The organism is Micromonospora sp. NPDC023956, from assembly GCF_040639195.1.
In the GTDB taxonomy this organism is placed as follows: Bacteria; Actinomycetota; Actinomycetes; order Mycobacteriales; family Micromonosporaceae; genus Micromonospora.
In genome coordinates this window covers 269,178-292,787 of the sequence record NZ_JBEZZN010000001.1, presented here as the reverse complement: position 1 = coordinate 292,787, position 23,610 = coordinate 269,178, and the positions used below count along the sequence as shown (strand labels likewise).

The following is a 23,610-nucleotide window of genomic DNA, read 5'->3' as shown; positions in this document are numbered from 1 at the left end:
GGTAGCAAGCTCCGGGCGGGTGGGTCATGGCGGACGAAGAGAAGCTCCTCGAACACCTGAAGTGGGTCACCACCGAACTCCGCCAGGCGCACCGGCGCCTGCGGGAGCTGGAGGACGCCGAACCGGAGCCGATCGCCGTCGTCGGCATGGCGTGTCGGTTCCCCGGCGGCGTCAGCTCCCCCGAGGAACTGTGGGACCTCGTCGCCGCCGGCACGGACGCGACCGGCACGTTCCCCACCGACCGCGGCTGGAACCTGGCCGAGCTGTACCACCCGGACCCGGACCACCCCGGCACCTCGTACAGCGACCGGGGCGGCTTCCTGCGCGACGCCGGCCACTTCGACCCCACCCTGTTCGGCATCTCGCCCCGCGAGGCCCTCGCCATGGACCCCCAGCAGCGCCTGCTGCTGGAGACCACCTGGGAGGTCTTCGAGCGCTCCGGCATCGACGCGGCCACGCTGCGCGGCAGCCGTACCGGGGTGTTCGTCGGCACCGCCGGGCAGGACTACGCGTCCGTCCTGCGCCGCCTCCCCGAGGGCGTCGAGGGGTACGTGCTGACCGGCACCGCCGCGAGTGTCATCTCCGGCCGGCTCGCCTACACGTTCGGGTTGGAGGGCCCGGCGGTCACCATCGACACCGCCTGCTCGTCCTCCCTGGTGGCCCTGCACCTGGCCAGCCAGGCCCTGCGGGACGGGGAGTGCACCCTCGCGGTGGCCGGTGGCGTCAGCGTGATGGCCACCCCCGGCGGCTTCGTCGAGTTCTCCCGCCAGCGTGGCCTCGCCTCCGACGGCCGCTGCAAGGCGTTCTCCGCCGACGCGGACGGCACCGGCTGGGCCGAGGGCGTCGGCATGGTGCTCGTCGAGCGGCTCTCCGACGCCCGACGCAACGGCCACCCCGTCCTCGCCGTCATCCGGGGCAGCGCCGTCAACCAGGACGGGGCCAGCAGCGGCCTCACCGCGCCGAACGGCCCGTCGCAGCAGCGCGTCATCCGGCAGGCCCTCGACAGCGCCCGGCTCACCCCCGCCGACGTGGACGTCGTGGAGGCGCACGGCACCGGTACCCGGCTGGGCGACCCGATCGAGGCCCAGGCCCTGCTCGCCACGTACGGCAGGGAGCGCCCCGCCGACCGGCCGCTCTGGCTCGGCTCCCTCAAGTCGAACCTCGGGCACACCCAGGCCGCCGCCGGGGTGGCCGGCGTGATCAAGATGGTGCAGGCGCTGCGACACGGGACGCTCCCGGCGACCCTGCACGTGGCCGAGCCCACCCCGCACGTCGACTGGTCGACCGGCGCGGTCTCCCTGCTCGCCGAGGCCCGTCCCTGGCCCGAGGTGGACCGGCCCCGGCGGGCCGCCGTGTCGTCGTTCGGCATGAGCGGCACCAACGCCCACCTCGTCCTGGAGCAGGCTCCCGCGCCCGAATCCGGGACCGACGACGCGCCCGACGCGCGGCCGCTGCCGGCGCTTCCGGTGCTGCTCTCCGCCGCGAACCCCACCGCGCTCGCGGCGCAGGCCGGCCGCTGGGCGGCCCGGCTGGACGCCGACGGGCAGCTGCGCCCCCTGGACGTCGGCTTCACCTCGGTCTCCGCGCGGACCCTCCTGGACAGCCGGGCCGTCCTCACCGCCACCGGCCGCGACGACCTGCTGGCGGGGCTGCGTGCGCTCGCGGCGGGGGAGCCGTCGGGCACGGTGGTCACCGGGCACGCGGCCGACCGGGGTCCGCTCGCGGTCCTCTTCTCCGGCCAGGGCGCGCAGCGGGCCGGCATGGGCCGTGAGCTGTACGAGACGTTCCCGGTGTTCGCGAGCGCCCTGGACGAGGTGTGCCGTCACCTGGACCGGGCCCTGCCGCAGCCGCTGCGCGAGGTGCTGTTCGCCACCGAGGGGTCGGCCGAGGCGGAGCTGCTGGACCAGACGGTGTTCACCCAGGCCGGGTTGTTCGCGGTCGAGGTGGCGCTGTTCCGGCTGGTCGAGTCGTTCGGCGTCACGCCAGATCTGGTGGGTGGGCACTCCGTCGGTGAGATCGTCGCGGCGCACGTGGCCGGGGTGCTCTCCCTGGAGCACGCGTGTGCCCTCGTCGCCGCCCGGGGCCGGCTGATGCAGGCCCTGCCGGCCGGCGGTGGCATGCTCGCGGTCGCCGCGTCGGAGGCCGACGTGGCGGCCTCGATCGAGGGACTGACCGACCGGCTCGGGATCGCCGCCGTGAACGGCCCGAACGCCGTCGTCCTCTCGGGTGCGGTCGAGGCGCTGGACGAGGTGGAACGCGGCTGGCGGGAACGGGGGGCACGGACCCGCCGGCTGACGGTCAGTCACGCGTTCCACAGTCCGCTGATGGCGCCGATGCTGGAGAGGTTCCGGGCCCTGCTGGCCCGGCTCACCTTCGCCGCGCCGACGCTGCCGGTGGTGTCGAACCTGACCGGTGCGCTCGCCGACGGCGACGACCTCCGCACCCCCGACTACTGGGTACGGCACGTGGTCGACACGGTCTGGTACGCCGACGGGGTGGCCGCCCTGCGGGACGCCGGGGTGGACACCTTCCTGGAGATCGGCCCGCAGAGCGTCCTGACCGCGATGACCGCCGACGCCCTGCCCGACGACGACATCCTCGCCGTCGCCGTTCAGCGCCGGGACCGGCCCGAGGTCACCGGCCTGCTGGCCGCCCTCGCCGAACTGCACGTCCACGGCGTGCCGCTGACCTGGACGCCGTGGTTCGCCGGCTCCGGTGCGACGCGGGTGGATCTGCCCACGTACGCGTTCCAGCGGGAGCGGTTCTGGCCCGAGGTGGCGTCCTGGCGGGTCGGTGACGTGTCGGGGGCGGGGCTGGGGGTGGCCGGGCATCCGTTGTTGGGTGCGGCGGTACGCCTGGCCGGTGACGGTGGGGTGGTGTTGACCGGCCGTCTGTCGACCTCGACCCACCCGTGGTTGGCCGACCATGTGGTGTCGGGGTCGGTGGTGGTGCCGGGTACGGCGCTGGTGGAGTTGGTGGTCCGGGCCGGTGACGAGGTGGGTGCGTCGCGGGTTCGGGAGTTGACGGTCGCCGCGCCGTTGGTGCTGCCGGCTTCGGGTGGGGTCCGGGTGCAGGTGCGCGTCGGTGACGCCGACGGCACGGGTGGTCGGGACGTGGCGGTGTACTCGCAGCTCGACGAGGACGTCGACGCCGAGTGGGTCCGGCACGCCGAGGGTGTGCTGGAGCCCGCCACGGACGACGAGCCGGTCCTGGCGACCTGGCCGCCGGCCGGGGCGTCCGAGGTCGACCTCGCCGGCTGGTACCCGACGTTCGCCGAGCACGGCCTGTCGTACGGGCCGGTGTTCCGGGGGCTGCGCCGGGTGTTCTCGGGTGGCGGCGAGGTGTTCGCCGAGGTGGTGCTGCCGCAGGAGGCGGCGGAGGTGGCCGGGTTCGGGGTGCATCCGGCGTTGTTGGATGCGGCGTTGCATCCGATCGGGTTGTTGGACGCGGGTTCGGGTTCGGGTCCTCGGGTGCCGTTCGCGTTCGAGGGTGTGCAGGTGCACGCGTCGGGTGCGCGGGTGCTGCGGGTGCGGTTGACGCGTTCCGGTTCGGGTGTGCGTCTGGTGGCGGTGGACGAGTCGGGTGCGCCGGTGGTGTCGGTGGACTCCCTCGTCCTGCGGGAGATGGGCGCCGTCTCCGCGCCGAGCGTCACCGACCGTTCCCTGTTCGAGATCTCCTGGCCTGTCGAGGACGTCGTACCGGCCGGGGAGCCGGCCCGCACCGCGCTGCTGACGGCCGATGCCACCGCGCCCGGCGTCGACCTGCCGGACGTTCCGGTGTACCGGGACGTGGCCGCGTTGCTCGCTGCGGTCGAGGCGGGGGAGCCGTCGCCGGAGGTGGTGCTGCTGCCGGTGCGGGGCCCCGCCGGACTCCCGGTCCCGGAGGCGGTCCGGGCGCTGACCGTGGACGTCCTGACGACCCTCCAGGCGTGGCTCGCCGCCGAGGCGCTCGACGACTCCCGACTGGTGGTGGTCACCCGGGGCGCGATGACGGTCGGTGACGAGGAACGGGTCACCGATCCGGCCGGCACGGCGGCGTGGGGTCTGCTGCGCTCGGCGCAGTCGGAGCACCCGGGCCGGATCGTCCTGGCCGACGTCGACCGTGGCGTCGACGCCGACACGGTGGCGGTGCTGGTGGCGGTGGCCGGCGAGCCGGCCGCGACCGGGGGGCAGCTCGCCGTCCGGGGCGGCACCGTGCGCGTACCCCGGTTGACCCGGCTCAGCGGTGACAGCCTGGTTCCCCCGGCGTCGGAGCGCTGGCACCTCGCCCCGGTCACGCCCGGCACGCTGGACGGCATCGGCCTGGTGCCCGCCCCCGCCCCCGCCCTCGGGCCGGGGCAGGTCCGGATCGCCGTACGGGCCACCGGCGTGAACTTCCGTGACGTGTTGATCGCCCTCGGCATGTATCCCGATCCGGCGGCCCGGATGGGCAGCGAGGGTGCGGGCGTCGTGCTGGAGGTCGCTGACGACGTCGACGACCTGGTGCCCGGCGACCGCGTCATGGGCATGTTCGAGCCCGGTTTCGGCCCGCAGGTGGTGGCGGAGCGGGAACGGGTGGCGAAGATTCCCACCGGCTGGTCGTACCCCCAGGCGGCCTCCGTCCCGCTCGTCTTCCTGACCGCCTACTACGCGCTGCACGACCTGGCGGGTCTGCGGGCGGGTGAGTCGGTGCTGGTCCACTCGGGTGCGGGTGGCGTGGGTATGGCGGCGATCCAGCTCGCGCAGCATTTCGGTGCGACGGTCTACGCCACGGCGAGCCCGGGTAAGTGGGACACGCTGCGTGGCTTGGGGGTGGCTGAGGAGCGGATCGCGTCGTCGCGGACGACGGAGTTCGAGGGTGCGTTCCTGGCCGCGTCGGGTGGCGCGGGTGTGGACGTGGTGCTCGATGCGCTCGCGGGTGAGTTCGTGGACGCGTCGCTGCGGTTGTTGCCGCGTGGTGGCCGGTTCGTGGAGATGGGCAAGACCGACGTCCGTGATCCGGAGGTGGTCGCCGAGCAGCATCCGGGCGTGACTTACCGGGCGTTCGACCTGAACGAGGCGGGCAGCGTCCGGATCGGGCAGATGTTGTCCGAGCTGTTGGCGCTCTTCGAGCAGGGTGTGTTGCGGCCGTTGCCGGTTCGGGTGTGGGATGTGCGGCAGGCGCGGCAGGCGTTGCGGCACATCAGTCAGGCCCGGCACGTCGGCAAGGTCGTCCTGACCGTGCCGGCTCCGGTCGATCCGGACGGCACGACGCTGGTCACGGGTGCTTCCGGCACCCTGGCCGGTGTGGTGGCGCGGCATCTGGTCGCGTCGGGGCAGTCGAACCGGCTGTTGTTGGCGTCCCGCCGGCTGCCGGTCGAGGGCAGTGACTACGCGGCCCTGGTGGCGGAGCTGACCGGTGCGGGCGCGTCCGTCACCACCGTCGCGGCGGACGTGGCCGATGCGGAGCAGGTCGCGGCCCTGGTCGCGGGGGTGGAGTCCGCGCATCCGTTGACCGCCGTGGTGCACTGTGCCGGGGTGGTCGCCGACGCCACGGTCACCTCGCTGGACGCGGAGGCCGTGGCCACCGTCATGCGGCCGAAGGTGGACGCGGCGTGGGCGTTGCACGAGGCGACGGTTGGTCTGGATCTGTCGGCGTTCGTGGTGTTCTCGTCGATCGCGGCGACGCTCGGTTCGCCCGGTCAGGGTAACTACGCGGCGGCGAACGCGTTCCTCGACGCCCTCGCCGCGCAGCGCCGGGCGCAGGGCCTGCCGGCGACCAGCATCGGCTGGGGCATGTGGGCCACCACCAGCAGCATGACCGCCCACCTGGACCGGGACGACGAGCAGCGGCTGAGCCGTCTCGGCATGAGCGGCCTCACCGCCGCCGAGGGAGCCGCCCTCTTCGACGCCGCGACGGCGCGGGCACTGCCGGCGATCGCCGCGGCCCGCCTCCGGATCACCGGGGACGCCGGGCAGGTTCCACCGATCCTGCGGCTGCTCGCCCGCTCGGGTGGACGCCGCCAGGCGGGCGGTGCGACCGGCACGGGCACCTGGTCGGAGCGGTTGGTCGGGTTGTCGCAGGACGAGGCGCGTCGGTCGTTGGTGGAGCTGGTGTGTGCGCAGGCGGCGGCGGTGCTGGGGCACGCGTCGGCGCAGGCGGTGCCGGGTTCCCGGGCGTTCAAGGAGCTCGGGTTCGACTCGTTGACGTCGGTGGAGTTGCGTAACCGGTTGGCGTCGGCGACCGGGCTGCGGCTGACCGCGACCCTCGTCTTCGACTACCCGACGCCGGCCCGCCTCGCCGAGCACCTGCACGAACGGCTCGACGAGACCACGAGCGGCGACCGGGCCGCCGTCCGGACGGCCGGTACGGCGACCCCCGACGAGCCCATCGCCATCGTCGGCATGGCCTGCCGCTACCCCGGCGGGGTGACGACTCCCGAGCAGCTGTGGACGCTGGTCGCCTCCGGTGGAGACGCGATCGACAGTTTCCCCTCGGACCGGGGTTGGGATCTGGACGCCCTCTACGACCCGGACGCGGATCGGGCAGGGACGTCGACGACCCGGCAGGGCGGTTTCCTGTACGACGCGGCCGAGTTCGACCCCGAGTTCTTCGGCATCTCGCCGCGTGAGGCGCTGGCGATGGATCCGCAGCAGCGGTTGCTGCTGGAGACCTCGTGGGAGGCGTTCGAGCACGCCGGAATCGACCCCGCCAGCGGCCACGGCACCATCACCGGCGTCTTCATCGGTGCCGCGTCCTCCGGCTACGCCGCCAGCGGCAGCGAGGGTCTCGACGGGCTCGAAGGTCACCTGCTCACCGGCACCGCCGGCAGCGTCGCCTCCGGCCGGGTCGCGTACACCTTCGGCCTGGAGGGGCCGGCGGTCACGGTGGACACGGCGTGTTCGTCGTCGCTGGTCGCCCTGCACCTGGCCGCCCAGGCGCTGCGCGCCGGTGAGTGCGAGATGGCCCTCGCCGGTGGTGTGGCGCTGATGGCCGCCCCCGGCATGTTCTCCGAGTTCTCCCGGCAGGGTGGCCTCGCCCCGGACGGTCGGTGCAAGGCGTTCGCCGGGGGCGCGGACGGCACCGGCTGGGGCGAGGGCGTCGGCATGCTCCTCGTCGAGCGGCTCTCCGACGCCCAGCGGCGGGGACACCGCGTCCTCGCCGTGCTGCGGGGCAGCGCCGTCAACCAGGACGGTGCGTCGAACGGCCTGACGGCGCCGAATGGTCCGTCGCAGCAGCGGGTGATCCGGCAGGCTCTCGCCAACGCCCGGTTGACCGCCGCCGACGTGGACGCGGTCGAGGCGCACGGTACGGGTACCACTCTGGGTGACCCGATCGAGGCGCAGGCGTTGCTGGCCACGTACGGGCAGGACCGGCCCGGGGACCGGCCGTTGCTGCTCGGGTCGATCAAGTCGAACATCGGTCACACGCAGGCTGCCGCCGGGGTGGCGGGTGTGATCAAGATGGTGTTGGCGATGCGGCACGGCTTGGTGCCGCCGACGTTGCACGTGGACGAGCCGTCTCCGCACGTGGACTGGTCGGCTGGTGCGGTGGCGCTGGCCACTGCGGCGACGCCGTGGCCGGCGGTGGACCGGCCCCGTCGGGCGGCGGTGTCCTCGTTCGGCATCTCCGGCACCAACGCCCACGCCATCATCGAGCAGGCCCCGACCGACATCCCGAAGCCGCGCTCCGCGCGTTCCACCGTGCTGCCCGAGCTGGTCGCCGCCGACGCCGTACCGCTGCCCGTGTCGGCCCGCAGCGCCCGCGCGCTGCGCGACCAGGCGGCGCGGATCCGTGACCACCTCGCCGAGCGGCCGGATCTCGACCTGGTGGACCTCGGATACTCGCTCGCCACCGGCCGCGCCCACCACCCGTACCGGCAGGTCGTGGTCGCCGCCGACCGCGACGACGCGCTGACCGGGCTCACCACGCTGGCCGGGTCCGACCAGCCGGTCAGTGTCGGCGACGACACGACCAAGGTCGTCTTCGTCTTCCCCGGCCAGGGTTCCCAGTGGGCCGGCATGGCCCTCGACCTCCTCGACTCCTCGCCGGTCTTCCGCAGCCGGATGGGGGAGTGCGCGGCGGAGCTGTCCCGCCTGGTCGACTGGTCCGTCGAGGACGTCCTGCGCGGCACGCCGGATGCCCCGCCGATGGACCGGGTCGACGTCGTCCAGCCGCTGCTCTTCTCCGTCATGGTCTCCCTCGCCGAGGTGTGGAAGGCCTGCGGTGTCCGGCCGGACGCGGTCATCGGCCACTCCCAGGGCGAGATCGCCGCCGCCTGCGTGGCCGGCGCGCTCACCCTCTCCGACGCGATGCGGCTGGTCGTGGCCCGGAGTCGGGGCCTGCTCGCCATCTCCGGGCTCGGCGGCATGGTCTCCGTGCCGCTCTCCGTCGCCGACACCGCGCAGCTCATCGCGCCCTGGGCGGACACCCTCTCCGTCGCGGCCCTGAACGGGGCCGGCGTCACCGTCGTCTCCGGCGACGCCCCGTCCGTCGCCGAACTGCTCGTCACCTGCGCGGAGCGCGGCATCCGGGCCCGGCGGATCGCCGTCGACTACGCCTCCCACTGCGGTCACGTCGAGGCGGTCCGCGAGGACCTGGCCGCTGCCCTCGGCACCGTCGTGTCCCACCCGACCGAGGTGGCGTTCCACTCCACCGTCACCGGCGAACTGATCGACACGACGGAACTGGACGCCGACTACTGGTACCGGAACCTGCGCGAGCCGGTCCGTCTCGCTCCCGTCGTCGACGCGCTGATCGCCGCTGGCTACCGGACATTCGTCGAGGTCAGCCCGCATCCCGTGCTCAAGGTGGTGGTGCAGGACGCGCTCGACCGGGCGGCCGCCGAGCCGGCGGGCCAGCGTCCCGCCGTCGCCGGGCAGTCCGGGGTCGTGGTCGGCTCGCTGCGTCGCGACGAGAACGGCCCCCGTCAGCTCCTCGCCGCGCTCGGCGGCCTGTACGCCGCCGGGGTACCGGTCGACTGGGCCACCGTCTTCGCCGGCTCCGGTGCGACGCGGGTGGATCTGCCGACGTACGCGTTCCAGCGGGAGCGGTTCTGGCCCGAGGTGGCGTCCTGGCGGGTCGGTGACGTGTCGGGAGCCGGTCTTGCCGCCCCCGGCCATCCGCTGCTCGGTGCGGCGGTCCGGCTCGCCGGTGACGACGGGGTGGTGCTGACCGGCCGGTTGTCGATCTCCACCCATCCCTGGCTGGCCGACCACGTGGTGTCGGGGTCGGTGCTGGTGCCGGGGACCGCGCTGGTGGAACTGGTCGTACGGGCCGGCGACGAGGTCGGGGCGTCGCGGGTACGCGAGCTGACGGTCGCTGCTCCGCTGTCGCTGCCCGCGTCCGGTGGGGTCCGGATCCAGGTGCGCGTCGGCGAGGCCGACGACACCGGGGGCCGGGACGTCGCCGTCTACGCGCAGCGCGACGAGGACGGCGACGCCGAGTGGGTCCGGCACGCCGAGGGGGTGCTGGAATCGTCCGCCGCCGAGGAGCCGGCGATCGACGCCTGGCCCCCGTCGGCCCCCGAGACCGACCTGACCGGCTGGTACGACGCGCTCGCCGGGCACGGCCTCTCCTACGGGCCGGTCTTCCAGGGCCTGCGTCGGGTGTGGTCCGGTGACGGCGAGGTGCACGCCGAGGTCGTCCTTCCCGACCAGGGTGCGGACGTCTCCGGCTTCGGGGTGCACCCGGCGCTGCTCGACGCGGCGTTGCACCCGATCGGTCTGCTGCTCTCCGACGACGGCACCGCCGGCCCGCGCGTGCCGTTCGCGTTCGAGGGTGTGCAGGTGCACGCGTCGGGTGCGCGGGTGCTGCGGGTAGGGCTGAGCCGTTCCGGTTCGGGTGTGCGTCTGGTGGCGGTGGACGAGTCGGGTGCGCCGGTCGTGTCGGTGGACTCCCTCGTCCTGCGGGAGATGGGCGCCGTCTCCACTCCGGCGGCCGTCGACCGTTCCCTGTTCGAGGTGTCCTGGCAGGCGGCGGAGATCACGCCGGCCGGGGAGGTGCCCGGCTGCGCGGTCCTGGCGACCGACGCCGCCCCGCTCCCCGTCGACCTGCCCGGTACGCCGGTGTACCGGGACGTGGCGGCGCTGCGCGCCGCCGTCGAGGCGGGCGGAACCCCGCCGGAGGTGCTGGTGTTGCCGGTGCCGGCAGCGGATTCCGGGATCGCCGTGCCGGCGGCGGTACGGACCCTGACGGCGGACGTCCTGGCGACCGTCCAGGCGTGGCTGGCGGCCGACGCGTTCGCCGACTCCCGGCTGGTGGTGCTCACCCGCGACGCGGTGGCGGCGCAGCCGGGCGACCGGGCGGGTGACCTGGCGGGGGCCGCCGTGTGGGGTCTGCTGCGCTCGGCGCAGTCGGAGCACCCGGGCCGGATCGTCCTGGCCGACCTCGACCGTGGCGTCGACGCCGACACGGTGGCGGTGCTAGTGGCGGTGGCCGGCGACCCGGCCGCGACCGGTGGGCAGCTCGCGATCCGGGGCGGCACCGTGCTCGTACCCCGGGTCACCCGACCCGGCACCGACCGTCTCGTCCCGTCGACCGACCGGTGGCACCTCGCCCCGGTGGAGCCGGGCACGATCGACGGCGTCGACCTGGTGCCCGGCGCCGACCTGCCCCTGGCCGCCGGCCAGGTACGCGTCGCGGTGCGGGCCACCGGCGTGAACTTCCGTGACGTGCTGATCGCCCTCGGCATGTACCCGGACTCGACTGCGGTGATGGGCAGCGAGGGTGCGGGTGTGGTGGTGGAGGTCGGCCCGGGGGTCGATGGTCTGGTTCCGGGTGACCGGGTGTTCGGGTTGTTCGAGCCCGGTTTCGGGCCGCGGGTGGTGGCGCAGCGGGAGCGGATCGCGCGGATCCCGGCCGGTTGGTCGTTCGTGGAGGCGGCGTCGGTTCCGGTGGTGTTCCTGACCGCCTACTACGGCTTGCGCGTCCTGGCGGGCCTGCGCGCCGGAGAGTCGGTGCTGGTCCACTCGGGCGCCGGTGGCGTCGGCATGGCGGCCATCCAGCTCGCGCACCATTTCGGTGCGACGGTCTTTGCCACCGCCAGCCCCGGCAAGTGGGACACGCTGCGTGGCCTGGGTGTCGCGCCGGAGCGGATCGCGTCGTCGCGGACGACGGAGTTCGAGGGTGCGTTCCTGGCCGCGTCGGGTGGCGCGGGTGTGGACGTGGTGCTCGACGCGCTCGCGGGTGAGTTCGTGGACGCGTCGCTGCGGTTGCTGCCGCGTGGCGGCCGGTTTATGGAGATGGGCAAGACCGACGTCCGGGACCCGCAGCTCGTCGCCGAGCAGCACCCGGGCGTGACGTACCGGGCGTTCGAACTCAACCAGGCCGGCGGAGAGCGCATCGGGCAGATGCTGTCCGAGCTGCTCGCCCTCTTCGAGCAGGGTGTGTTGCGGCCGTTGCCGACGCGGGTGTGGGATGTGCGGCAGGCGCGGCAGGCGTTGCGGCACATCAGTCAGGCCCGACACGTCGGCAAGGTCGTCCTCACCGTCCCGGCTCTGGTCGACCCGGACGGCACGACGCTGGTCACGGGTGCCTCGGGTGCTCTGGCCGGTGTGGTGGCGCGTCACCTGGTTACCACCGGGCAGTCCCGTCGGCTGCTGCTGGCCTCGCGGAGCCTGCCGGTCGAGGGCAGTGACTACGCGACGCTGGTCGCGGAGCTGACCGGTGCGGGCGCGTCCGTCACCACCGTCGCGGCGGACGTGGCCGATGCGGAGCAGGTCGCGGCCCTGGTCGCGGGCGTGGACTCCGCGCACCCGCTGACCGCCGTGGTGCACTGCGCCGGGGTCATCGCCGACGCGACCATCACCTCCCTCGACGCGGACGCCGTGGCCACCGTCATGCGGCCGAAGGTGGACGCGGCGTGGGCGTTGCACGAGGCGACGGCTGGTCTGGACCTGTCGGCGTTCGTGGTGTTCTCGTCGATCGCGGCGACGCTCGGTTCGCCCGGTCAGGGCAACTACGCGGCGGCGAACGCGTTCCTCGACGCCCTCGCCGCGCAGCGCCGGGCACAGGGCCTGCCGGCCACCAGCCTCGCGTGGGGGCTCTGGGCCACCACCAGCAGCATGACCGCGCACCTCGACGCCAGCGAGCACCGGCGCGCCATCCGTACCGGCAGTGCCCCGCTCACCGACGCCGAAGGGCTCGCCCTCTTCGACGCCGCGCAGCGGCACGGTGGCGCGCACGTCGTCCTCATGAAGGTGCCGGCGGTCGCGGACGGGCCGGACGCGGACCGGGTGCCCGCGCTGCTGCGGGACCTCGTCCGCCAGCCCCGTACCCGCCGGCGTTCCGCCGCCCGGAGTGCCGGCGAGCTGTCGGCGGCCGAGCGGCTCGCCGCGCTCAGCCCGGTCGAGCGGCGCGGTCAGCTCCTGGACCTGGTCGCCGGCAGCGTCGCGGCGGTGCTCGGCCACCGGTCGGCGGAGCGCGTCGACCCGCTGCGGCCGTTCAAGGAGATCGGCTTCGACTCGCTGACCTCCGTCGAGTTGCGCAACCGGTTGGCCTCCACCACCGGGCTGCGACTGCCCGCGACCGTCGCCTTCGACTACCCGACCCCGGTCGTGCTCGCCGACTTCCTCGACCGGGAGATCGGCGGTCGGGTCGCCCCGGCAGTGAGCCCGGCCACCGTCTCGACGACCGACGTCGACGAGCCGATCGCCATCGTCGGTATGGCCTGCCGCTTCCCCGGTGCCGTGCAGACCCCCGAGCAGCTCTGGGAGCTGGTCACGGCGGGCGCCGACGTCATCGCGCCGTTCCCCACCGACCGTGGCTGGGACGTCGCCGCCCTGCGGTCCGACACCGGCGACGACACCGCCGTGCCCCGCACCGGCGGGTTCCTCTACGACGCCGCCGACTTCGACGCGGGCTTCTTCGGCATCAGCCCCCGTGAGGCCCTGGCCATGGACCCGCAGCAGCGGCTGCTGCTGGAAACCTCCTGGGAGGCGTTCGAGCGGGCCGGTGTCGACCCGCACACCGCCCGGGGCAGCAGCACCGGTGTCTACGTCGGCCTGATCTACCACGACTACGCCGGCAAGGCGCTCGGCACCTCCGACGAACTCGACGGGTACGTCGGCAACGGCAGCGCCGGCAGCGTCGCCTCCGGTCGGATCTCGTACCTGTTCGGGCTGGAGGGACCGGCGGTCACCGTCGACACCGCCTGCTCGTCGTCGCTGGTCGCCCTGCACCTGGCCGCGCAGGCACTGCGGCAGAACGAGTGCGGGCTCGCCCTCGCCGGTGGTGTCAGCGTCATGTCCACCCCCGGCATGCTCGCCGAGTTCTCCCGCCAGCGCGGCCTGTCGCCCGACGGGCGGTGCAAGGCGTTCGGCGCCGGCGCCGACGGCACCGGTTTCGCCGAGGGCGTCGGCATGCTGCTACTGGAACGCCTCTCCGACGCCCAGCGCAACGGGCGGCGGATCCTCGCCGTCGTCCGGGGCAGCGCCGTCAACCAGGACGGGGCCAGCAGCGGGCTCACCGCCCCGAACGGCCCGTCGCAGCAGCGGGTGATCCGGCAGGCCCTCGCCAACGCCCGCCTGACCACCGCCGACGTGGACGCGGTCGAGGCGCACGGCACCGGCACCGCCCTCGGCGACCCGATCGAGGCGCAGGCGCTGCTGGCCACGTACGGGCAGGACCGCCCGGACGACCGACCGTTGCTGCTCGGCTCGATCAAGTCGAACATCGGGCACGCCCAGGCGGCGGCCGGTGTCGCGGGTGTGATCAAGATGGTCATGGCGATGCGGCACGGCCTGCTCCCGGCGACCCTGCACGTGGCCGAGCCGTCCCCGCACGTCGACTGGACGGCCGGCGCGGTCGAACTGCTCGCCGAACCCCGCCCCTGGCCGCAGGTCGACCGGCCCCGTCGGGCCGCCGTCTCGTCGTTCGGCATCTCCGGCACCAACGTCCACACCATCCTCGAGCAGGCCCCCGAGGCGACCCCCGTGCCGGTCGCGTCGACCCCGGCCGTCTCCGGTGACCTGACCACCCCGTGCGTGCTCTCCGCCCGCACCGGTGCGGCCCTGCGCGGGCAGGCGCGACGACTCCGGACCTGGCTGACCGAGAACCCGGACACCGGACTGGCCGACCTCGGTCACGCGCTGGCCACCGCACGTGCCGCGTTCGAGCACCGGGCGGTGCTGTTGCCCCGGGACCGGCAGAGTCTCCTGGCCGGCCTGGACACACTCGTGGACGACCAGCCGTCCTCCGTCGTCGTGCGCGGCACGGCCCGTACCGGTCGACTCGCCGTCCTCTTCTCCGGGCAGGGCGCGCAGCGCGCCGGCATGGGCCGGGAACTGTACGGGATGTTCCCGGTGTTCGCCGCCGCGCTGGACGAGGTCTGCGGCCACCTGGACGCGTCGCTGCCGCAGCCGCTGCGCGAGGTGCTCTTCGCCACCGAGGGTGCGCCGGAGGCGGAGCTGCTGGACCAGACCGTGTTCACCCAGGCCGGGTTGTTCGCGGTCGAGGTGGCGTTGTTCCGGCTCGTCGAGTCGTTCGGCGTCGCGCCGGACTTCGTGGGCGGCCACTCGGTCGGCGAGATCACCGCCGCGCACGTGGCCGGGGTGCTCTCCCTGGCGGACGCGTGTGCGCTGGTCGCCGCCCGGGGGCGGTTGATGCAGGCGCTGCCGGCCGGTGGCGGCATGCTGGCGGTGGCCGCGACCGAGGCGGAGGTCACGGACACCCTCGTCGGCCTGTCCGACCGGGTCGGGGTCGCGGCGGTGAACGGCCCGCAGGCGGTGGTCGTCTCCGGTGCGGTCGAGGCGCTCGACGAGGTGGAGCGGATCTGGCGGGAGCGGGGTGCGCGGACCCGGCGACTGCGGGTGAGTCACGCCTTCCACAGCCCGCTGATGGAGCCGATGCTCGCCGAGTTCCGGGCCGTGGTGGAGAAGCTCACCTTCGCCGCGCCGCTGCTGCCGGTGGTGTCGAACCTGACCGGTGTGCTCGCCGACGCCGACGAGATCCGTACCGCCGACTACTGGGTGCGGCACGTCCGGGAGGCGGTCCGCTTCGCCGACGGCATCGCCTACCTGCGGCAGCGCGCCGTCGGCACCTACCTGGAGGTCGGGCCGGACGGGGTCCTCGCCGGCATGACCCGGGACTGCCTCGCCGAGGGCGTGACCGAGGGCAGCGACCCGGTGGTCGTACCGACCCTGCGCAAGGGCCGTACCGAGGCGTCCGCGCTGCTCGCCGCCCTCGCAGAGGTGTACGTCGGTGGCGTCGCCGTCGACTGGAGCCCGCTGACCGGCGGCTCCGGCAGCAACCGGGTGGACCTGCCGACGTACGCGTTCCAGCGGGAGCGGTTCTGGCCGGAGACGCCGGCCTGGCGTACGGGCGACGTGTCGGGGGCCGGGCTGGCGGCGGCGGAGCACCCGCTGCTGGGCGCCGCCGTCCGGCTCGCCGGTGACGACGGGGCGGTGCTGACCGGCCGCCTGTCGATCTCCACTCATCCCTGGCTGGCCGACCACGTGGTGTCGGGATCGGTGCTGGTGCCGGGGACCGCGCTGGTGGAACTGGTGGTGCGGGCCGGAGACGAGATCGGCGCCTCCCGGGTACGGGAACTCACGGTCGCCGCGCCGCTGTCCCTGCCGGCCTCCGGTGGGGTCCGGGTGCAGGTGCGCGTCGGCCCGTCCGAGGCCGGTGGACGGGACGTCGCCGTGTACTCGCAGCCCGACGACGACGTCGACGCCGAGTGGGTCCGGCACGCCGAGGGTGTGCTGGAGCCCGCCACGGAGGACGAGCCGGCGATCGACGCGTGGCCCCCGTCCGCCCCGGAGACGGACCTGACCGGCTGGTACGACGCGCTGGTGGGACACGGCCTGTCGTACGGGCCGGTGTTCCGGGGCCTGCGTCGGGTCTGGGCCGGCGACGGCGAGGTGTTCGCCGAGGTCGCCCTGCCTGACGTGGTGGGGGAGGTGTCGGGGTTCGGGGTGCATCCGGCGTTGTTGGATGCGGCGTTGCATCCGATCGGGTTGTTGGACGCGGGGTCGGGTTCGGGTCCTCGGGTGCCGTTCGCGTTCGAGGGTGTGCAGGTGCACGCGTCGGGTGCGCGGGTGCTGCGGGTGCGGTTGACGCGTTCCGGTTCGGGTGTGCGTCTGGTGGCGGTGGACGAGTCGGGTGCGCCGGTGGTGTCGGTGGACTCCCTCGTCCTGCGGGAGCTGACCGGGGTGGCTGCCACCCCGACCGCCGCCTCCCGGTCGCTGTTCGAGGTGACCTGGCAGACCGAGGACGTCACCCCGGCGGGAGCCCCGACGGCCTGGGCCCTGCTCGGTGCCCCGGACGTCGCGGCGGGCCTCACCGCCGCCCTGCCCACCGCTCCGGTCTTCGCCGACGTGGCGGAGCTGGCGTCCGCCGTGGCAGCGGGTGACACCGCACCCGAGGCGGTGCTGCTGCCGGTGCGGGGCGTCGTCGACGCCCCGGTGCCGCAGGCGGTGCGGGCCCTGACCGACCGGGTCCTGGCGACCGTGCAGGCGTGGCTGGCGGCCGACGTCCTGGCCGACACCCGACTGGTGGTGGCGACCCGGGGCGCGGTGACCGCGCAGGACGACGAGCGGGTGGTCGACCTGGCGGGTGCCGCGGTGTGGGGTCTGCTGCGCTCGGCACAGTCGGAGCACCCGGATCGCATCGTGCTCGCCGATCTCGACGAGACCGTCGACGCGCGGGCGCTCGATGTGCTGGCGGCCGTCGCGGGGGACCAGTCCACCATCGGTGGGCAGCTCGCGATCCGGGGGGACCGGGTGTTCGTGCCCCGGCTCGTCCGGCAGGCCGGCGCGGAGCTGGCCCCGCCGGCCGACGGCCCGTGGCACGTGGCCGCGGTACGCCCCGGCACCCTGGACGGCGTCGAGATCGTCCCGACCGCACCGGTCGACCTCGCTCCCGGCGAGGTCCGCGTCGCGGTGCGGGCCACCGGCGTGAACTTCCGCGACGTCCTCATGGCGCTCGGCATGTACCCGGACCCGGCTGCGGTGATGGGCAGCGAGGGTGCGGGTGTGGTGGTGGAGGTCGGCCCGGGGGTCGATGGTCTGGTTCCGGGTGACCGGGTGTTCGGGTTGTTCGAGCCCGGTTTCGGGCCGCAGGTCGTCGCGCAGCGGGAGCGGATCGCCCGGATCCCGGCCGGTTGGTCGTTCGTGGAGGCCGCGTCGGTTCCGGTGGTCTTCCTGACCGCCTACTACGGGTTGCACGCGCTCGCCGAGCTGCGGGCGGGTGAGTCGGTGCTGGTCCACTCGGGTGCCGGTGGGGTGGGTATGGCGGCGATCCAGCTCGCCCAGCATTTCGGTGCGACGGTCTACGCCACGGCGAGCCCGGGTAAGTGGGACACGCTGCGTGGCTTGGGGGTGGCTGAGGAGCGGATCGCGTCGTCGCGGACGACGGAGTTCGAGGGTGCGTTCCTGGCCGCGTCGGGTGGCGCGGGTGTGGACGTGGTGCTCGATGCGCTCGCGGGTGAGTTCGTGGACGCGTCGCTGCGGTTGTTGCCGCGTGGTGGCCGGTTCGTGGAGATGGGCAAGACCGACGTCCGTGATCCGGAGGTGGTCGCCGAGCAGCATCCGGGCGTGACCTACCGGGCGTTCGACCTGAACGAGGCGGGTGGGGCGCGGATCGGGCAGATGTTGTCCGAGCTGTTGGCGCTCTTCGAGCAGGGTGTGTTGCGGCCGTTGCCGACGCGGGTGTGGGATGTGCGGCAGGCGCGGCAGGCGTTGCGGCACATCAGTCAGGCCCGGCACGTCGGCAAGGTCGTCCTCACCGTCCCGGCTCCGGTCGACCCGGAGGGCACGACGCTGGTCACAGGCGCCTCGGGTGCTCTCGCCGCTGTGGTGGCGCGTCACCTGGTCGCCACCGGACAGTCCCGTCGGCTGCTGATGGCCTCGCGGAGCCTGCCCGTCGAGGGCAGCGACTACGCGGCCCTGGTCGCCGAGCTGACCGGGTCGGGAGCGGTCGTGACGCCGGTGTCGGTGGACGTGGCCGATGCGGAGCAGGTCGCGGCCCTGGTCGCGGGGGTGGAGTCCGCGCATCCGTTGACCGCCGTGGTGCACTGTGCCGGGGTCATCGCCGACGCGACGATCACCTCGCTCGATGCGGATGCCCTGGCCACCGTCATGCGGCCGAAGGTGGACGCGGCGTGGGCGTTGCACGAGGCGACGGTTGGTCTGGATCTGTCGGCGTTCGTGGTGTTCTCGTCGATCGCGGCGACGCTCGGTTCGCCCGGTCAGGGCAACTACGCGGCGGCGAACGCGTTCCTCGACGCCCTCGCCGCGCAGCGCCGGGCACAGGGCCTGCCGGCGACCAGCATCGGCTGGGGCATGTGGGCCACGGGCGGCATGACCGCGAGCCTCACCGCCGACGACCGGCAGCGGCTGGGCCGTCTCGGTATGAGCGCCCTCACCGCCGCCGAGGGGACCAGCCTGCTCGACACCGCGATGGCCGGCACGCGGCCGACGGTGGTGGCCGCGCGGCTGCGGATCACCGGGGAACCGGCGCAGGTTCCGCCGATCGTGCGCCAACTCGCCCGCAGCGGGGCACGTCGGCAGGCCCGCTCCGTCGAGGCCGGCACGGGCACCTGGTCGGAGCGGCTGGTCGGGTTGTCGCAGGACGAGGCGCGTCGGTCGTTGGTGGAGCTGGTGTGTGCGCAGGCGGCGGCGGTGCTGGGGCACGCGTCGGCGCAGGCGGTGCCGGGTTCCCGGGCGTTCAAGGAGCTCGGGTTCGACTCGTTGACGTCGGTGGAGTTGCGTAACCGGTTGGCGTCGGCGACCGGGCTGCGGCTGACCGCGACCCTCGTCTTCGACTACCCGACCCCCGAGCGGCTCGCCGAGCACCTGCACGAGCAGCTGGGTCACTCCGTGGCAGCGGCCCCCGCCGCCACCCGGACCCACACCACGGCCGGGGACGACGACCCGATCGCCATCGTCGGTATGGCCTGCCGCTTCCCGGGCGGCGTCGCGAGCCCGGAGCAGCTCTGGAACCTGGTCGCCTCCGGCCGGGACGCCATCGACGGCTTCCCCACCGACCGTGGCTGGGACCTCGACGCCCTCTACGACCCGGACGCCGACCGGGCGGGCACCTCCACCACCCGGCAGGGCGGTTTCCTGTACGACGCGGCCGAGTTCGACCCCGAGTTCTTCGGCATCTCGCCGCGTGAGGCCCTGGCGATGGACCCGCAGCAGCGCCTGCTGCTGGAGACCTCGTGGGAGGCGTTCGAGTCCGCCGGCCTCGACCCCCGCGACACCAGGGTCACCACCGGCGTGTTCGCCGGGCTCATCCACCACGACTACGCGGGCCGACTGGAGGCCTCGGAGGAACTGGAGGGCTACCTCGTCAACGGCACCGCCGGCAGCGTCGCCTCCGGCCGGGTCGCCTACGTGTTCGGCCTGGAGGGGCCGGCGGTCACCGTCGACACGGCGTGTTCGTCGTCGCTGGTCGCCCTGCACCTGGCCGCGCAGGCCATCCGGGCGGGGGAGTGTGATCTCGCCCTGGCCGGTGGCGTGACCGTGATGGCCACCCCCAGCGCCTTCGTCGGCTTCTCCCGGCAGCGGGGCCTGGCTGCGGACGGCCGGTGCAAGGCGTTCGCCGGCTGCGCCGACGGCACCGGCTGGGGCGAGGGCGTCGGCATGCTCCTCGTCGAGCGGCTCTCCGACGCCCAACGGCGGGGACACCGCGTCCTGGCCGTGCTGCGGGGCAGCGCCGTCAACCAGGACGGCGCGTCGAACGGGCTGACCGCCCCGAACGGCCCGGCCCAGCAGCGGGTGATCCGGCAGGCCCTGGCGAACGCCCGGTTGACCGCCGCCGACGTGGACGCGGTCGAGGCGCACGGCACCGGCACCACCCTGGGTGACCCGATCGAGGCGCAGGCGCTGCTGGCCACGTACGGGCAGGATCGGCCGGGGGACCGGCCGTTGCTGCTCGGGTCGATCAAGTCGAACATCGGTCACACGCAGGCCGCTGCTGGGGTGGCCGGCATCATCAAGATGGTGTTGGCGATGCGGCACGGTCTGGTGCCGCCGACATTGCACGTGGACGAGCCGTCTCCGCACGTGGACTGGACCACCGGGGCCGTCGCGCTGGCCACCGAGGCGACGCCGTGGCCGGCGGTGGACCGGCCCCGCCGGGCCGCCGTCTCCTCGTTCGGCATCTCCGGCACCAACGCCCACGTGATCATCGAGCAGCCACCGCTGCCGGACGCGGGCGGAACCGTGGAGCCGGTGCTGCCGACGGTGACGCCGGTGCTGCTCTCGGCCCGTTCGGAGCTGGCGCTCGCCGGGCAGGCGGACCGGTGGGCCCGGTGGTTGGCGGGTGACGAGTCGGTGCGTCCGCTGGACGTGGGCTGGTCGTCGGTGACCACCCGGCCGGCCCTGGAGCACCGCGCGGTGGTCGCGGCGGCCGACCTCGACGAGCTGGTCGCCGGGCTGCGCGCTCTCGCCACCGGTACGTCGTCGGGCACGGTGGTGACCGGCAGCCAGGGCCAGCGGGGCCAGGTGGCGTTGCTCTTCTCCGGTCAGGGCGCGCAACGCGCCGGCATGGGCCGGGACCTGTACGCCGCGTTCCCGGTGTTCGCCGGGGCGCTGGACGAGGTGTGTGCCCAGCTCGACGGGTTGGTGCCGCAGCCGTTGAAGGGTGTGCTCTTCGCCGGGGCGGGCACGGCGGAAGCCGAACTGTTGGACCAGACCGTCTTTACGCAGGCTGGCCTGTTCGCGGTCGAGGTGGCGCTGTTCCGGCTGGTCGAGTCGCTCGGTGTGGTCCCCGACTTCGTGGGTGGGCATTCGGTCGGCGAGATCACCGCCGCGCACGTGGCCGGGGTGCTCTCCCTCGCCGACGCCTGTGCGTTGGTGGCGGCGCGGGGCCGGCTGATGCAGGCGCTGCCGGCCGGCGGCGGCATGCTGGCGGTGGCCGCGTCGGAGGAGGCGGTCGCCGAGACGCTCACCGGCCTGACCGACCGGGTCGGCGTCGCCGCCGTGAACGGCCCGAACGCCGTGGTCGTCTCCGGTGCGGCCGACGCCCTGGACGAGGTGGACCGGATCTGGCGGGAGCGGGGTGCCCGCACGCGCCGGTTGACGGTGAGTCACGCGTTCCACAGCCCGCTGATGGAGCCGATGCTCGCCGAGTTCCGGGCCGTGGTGGAGAAGCTCACCTTCGCCGCGCCGCTGCTGCCGGTGGTGTCGAACCTGACCGGTGCGCTCGCCGACGCCGAGGAGTTCCGCGACCCGGACTACTGGGTCCGGCACGTGCGGGAGACCGTGCGCTTCGCCGACGGGGTCACCGTGCTGCGCAAGGCGGGCGTCGACACCTTCCTGGAGATCGGCCCGCAGAGTGTGCTGACCGCGATGGCCGCCGACGTGCTCCCCGGCGACCAGGACGTGCTCGCCGTGGCCGTCCAGCGGCGGGACCGGACCGAGGTGGCCGGGCTGGTGGCCGCACTGGGTGAACTGCACGTCCACGGGCTGCCGGTCCGGTGGGAGCCGTGGTTCGTCGGTGCGCGTCGGGTGGACCTGCCGACGTACGCGTTCCAGCACCAGCGCTTCTGGCCCGAGCCGGCGAGCCGGCCGCAGAGCCCGGTCGCGGACGCGGGGGACGCCGAGTTCTGGGCCGCCGTGGAGGGTGGTGACCTGACCGTCCTCGCCGACCAGCTCGGCGCGGACGCGGCGGACGCCCTCGCCCCGGCCCTGCCCGCCCTCACCTCCTGGCGCCGGGCCCGGACCCGTGACGCGGCCGTCAACGGCTGGTCGTACCAGGTCGGATGGCGGCGGATCGACCTGGCCGACCGGGCGACGGCGACCGGCGGATGGCTGCTCGTCGGCCCCGACGGCGACCCGGCGGGCGAACAGGTCACCGCCGCGTTGACCGCCGCCGGTGGGGACGTCCGGCGGCTGGTCGTCGACCCGGCCACCGCCACCCGGGGCGGCCTGACCCGCCGGCTGACCACCGCCCTGGCCGACGGACCGGTCACCGGCGTGGTCTCCCTGCTCGGCCTGGCCGGCGGCACCCACCCGAAGCAGCCGGCCGTGCCGGCCGGTGTCGCCGCCACCCTGCTGCTCGTGCAGGCCCTGCACGACGCCGGAGCGGCGGTTCCGCTGTGGTGCGTCACCCGGGGCGCGGTCGGCACCGGCGACGACGACCCGGCGCGCGACGCCGACCAGGGTGCCCTGTGGGGCCTGGGCCGGGTCGCCGGCCTCGAACTGCCGCAGCTACGGGTGGGCCTGCTGGACCTGCCCGAGCAGGACGCCGACCCGGTCCGGCTGGCGGCGGCGCTCACCGCCGCCGGGGACGAGGACCAGCTCGCGGTCCGCCCGGCCGGCGTGTACGCGCGCCGGCTCACCCGGGCCACCCCCGCCGACCCGGCGGCGGCCGAGCGCTGGCGGCCGTCCGGCACCGTGCTGGTCACCGGCGGCACCGGCGCGCTCGGCGCACACGTGGCCCGCTGGGCGGCCGGTAACGGCGCGGCACACCTGGTGCTGACCAGCCGGCGCGGCGACGCCGCCCCCGGCGTCGCCGACCTGCGCGACGAGCTGACCGCCCTCGGGGCCCGGGTCACCGTGGCCGCCTGCGACGTGGCCGACCGGGACGCGGTCGCCGCGCTGCTCGCCCGGATCGATGACGACCCGGAACCGCTGACCGCGGTGGTGCACGCGGCCGGGCTCAACGACGTGGTCCCGCTGGTCGACACCGACCTGGACCGGCTCGCCGGTGTGCTGGCCGGCAAGATCGCCGGGGCGGTGCACCTCGACGAGCTGCTCGGTGACCGGCCGCTCGACGCGTTCGTCCTCTTCGCCTCGATCGCCGGCGTGTGGGGCAGCGGCGGGCAGGCCGGCTACGCCGCCGGCAACGCGTACCTCGACGCGCTGGCCGAGCGGCGACGCGCCCGGGGCCTCGCCGCCACCTCGGTGGCGTGGGGGCCGTGGGCCGACGGCGGCATGGCCACCGACGACGCCCAGCGGGAACTGGCCCGGCGCGGGCTGCGGGCCATGCCACCGCAGGACGCGGTGCACGCCCTGCGGGTGGCGGTCGGCCGTGGCCGCACCTGCCTGACCGTGGTCGACGTGGACTGGGCGACCTTCGCCCCGGCGTACGAGTCGGCCGGTCCGCGTCCGCTCCTGGCCGACCTGCCGGAGGCCCGGCAGGTCACTCCGGCCGAGGACACCGCGCCGGCCGACGGCGGGCGGTCGCTGCGCGAGCGGCTGCTCGCCCTGCCCGGCGACGAGCGGGACCGGCACCTGACCGACCTGGTCCGCGCCGAGGCGGCGGCCGTGCTCGGTCACACCGGTTCCGAGCTGGTCAAGCCGAGGCGGGCGTTCAAGGAACTCGGCTTCGACTCGCTGACCGCCGTGGAGCTGCGCAACCGGCTGACCCGGGTCACCGGCCTGTCCCTGCCCACCACGCTGGTCTTCGACTACCCCGACCCGGCCACCGTCGCCGGGCACCTGCTCACCGAGCTGGTCCCCGAGACGCAGCGGGAGGAGACGGCCGACCCGGCGGAGACGGCGGTGCGGCAGGCCCTCGCCACCATCCCGCTGGCCCGCATCCGCGAGGCCGGACTGCTGGACCTGCTGCTCACCCTCGCCGACGGCGACGACACCGACCACGCCTCCACCGACGAGGGCGTCGACATCGACGAGATGGACGCCGACACCCTCATCAGGCTGGCGCTCGACGGCTCCGAGTCCTGACCCTTGTCCCACG

General features: G+C 74.5%; 1 protein-coding gene. It reads left to right on the top strand.

What is annotated here, in order from left to right; translation table 11 throughout:
- Positions 1 to 26 precede the first annotated feature (26 nt).
- Complete coding sequence (locus AB0F58_RS00585; protein ID WP_357135861.1) at positions 27 to 23,597, top strand: type I polyketide synthase; 23,571 nt, start codon at positions 27 to 29, stop codon at positions 23,595 to 23,597.
- The last annotated feature ends 13 nt before the right edge of the window (positions 23,598 to 23,610 follow it).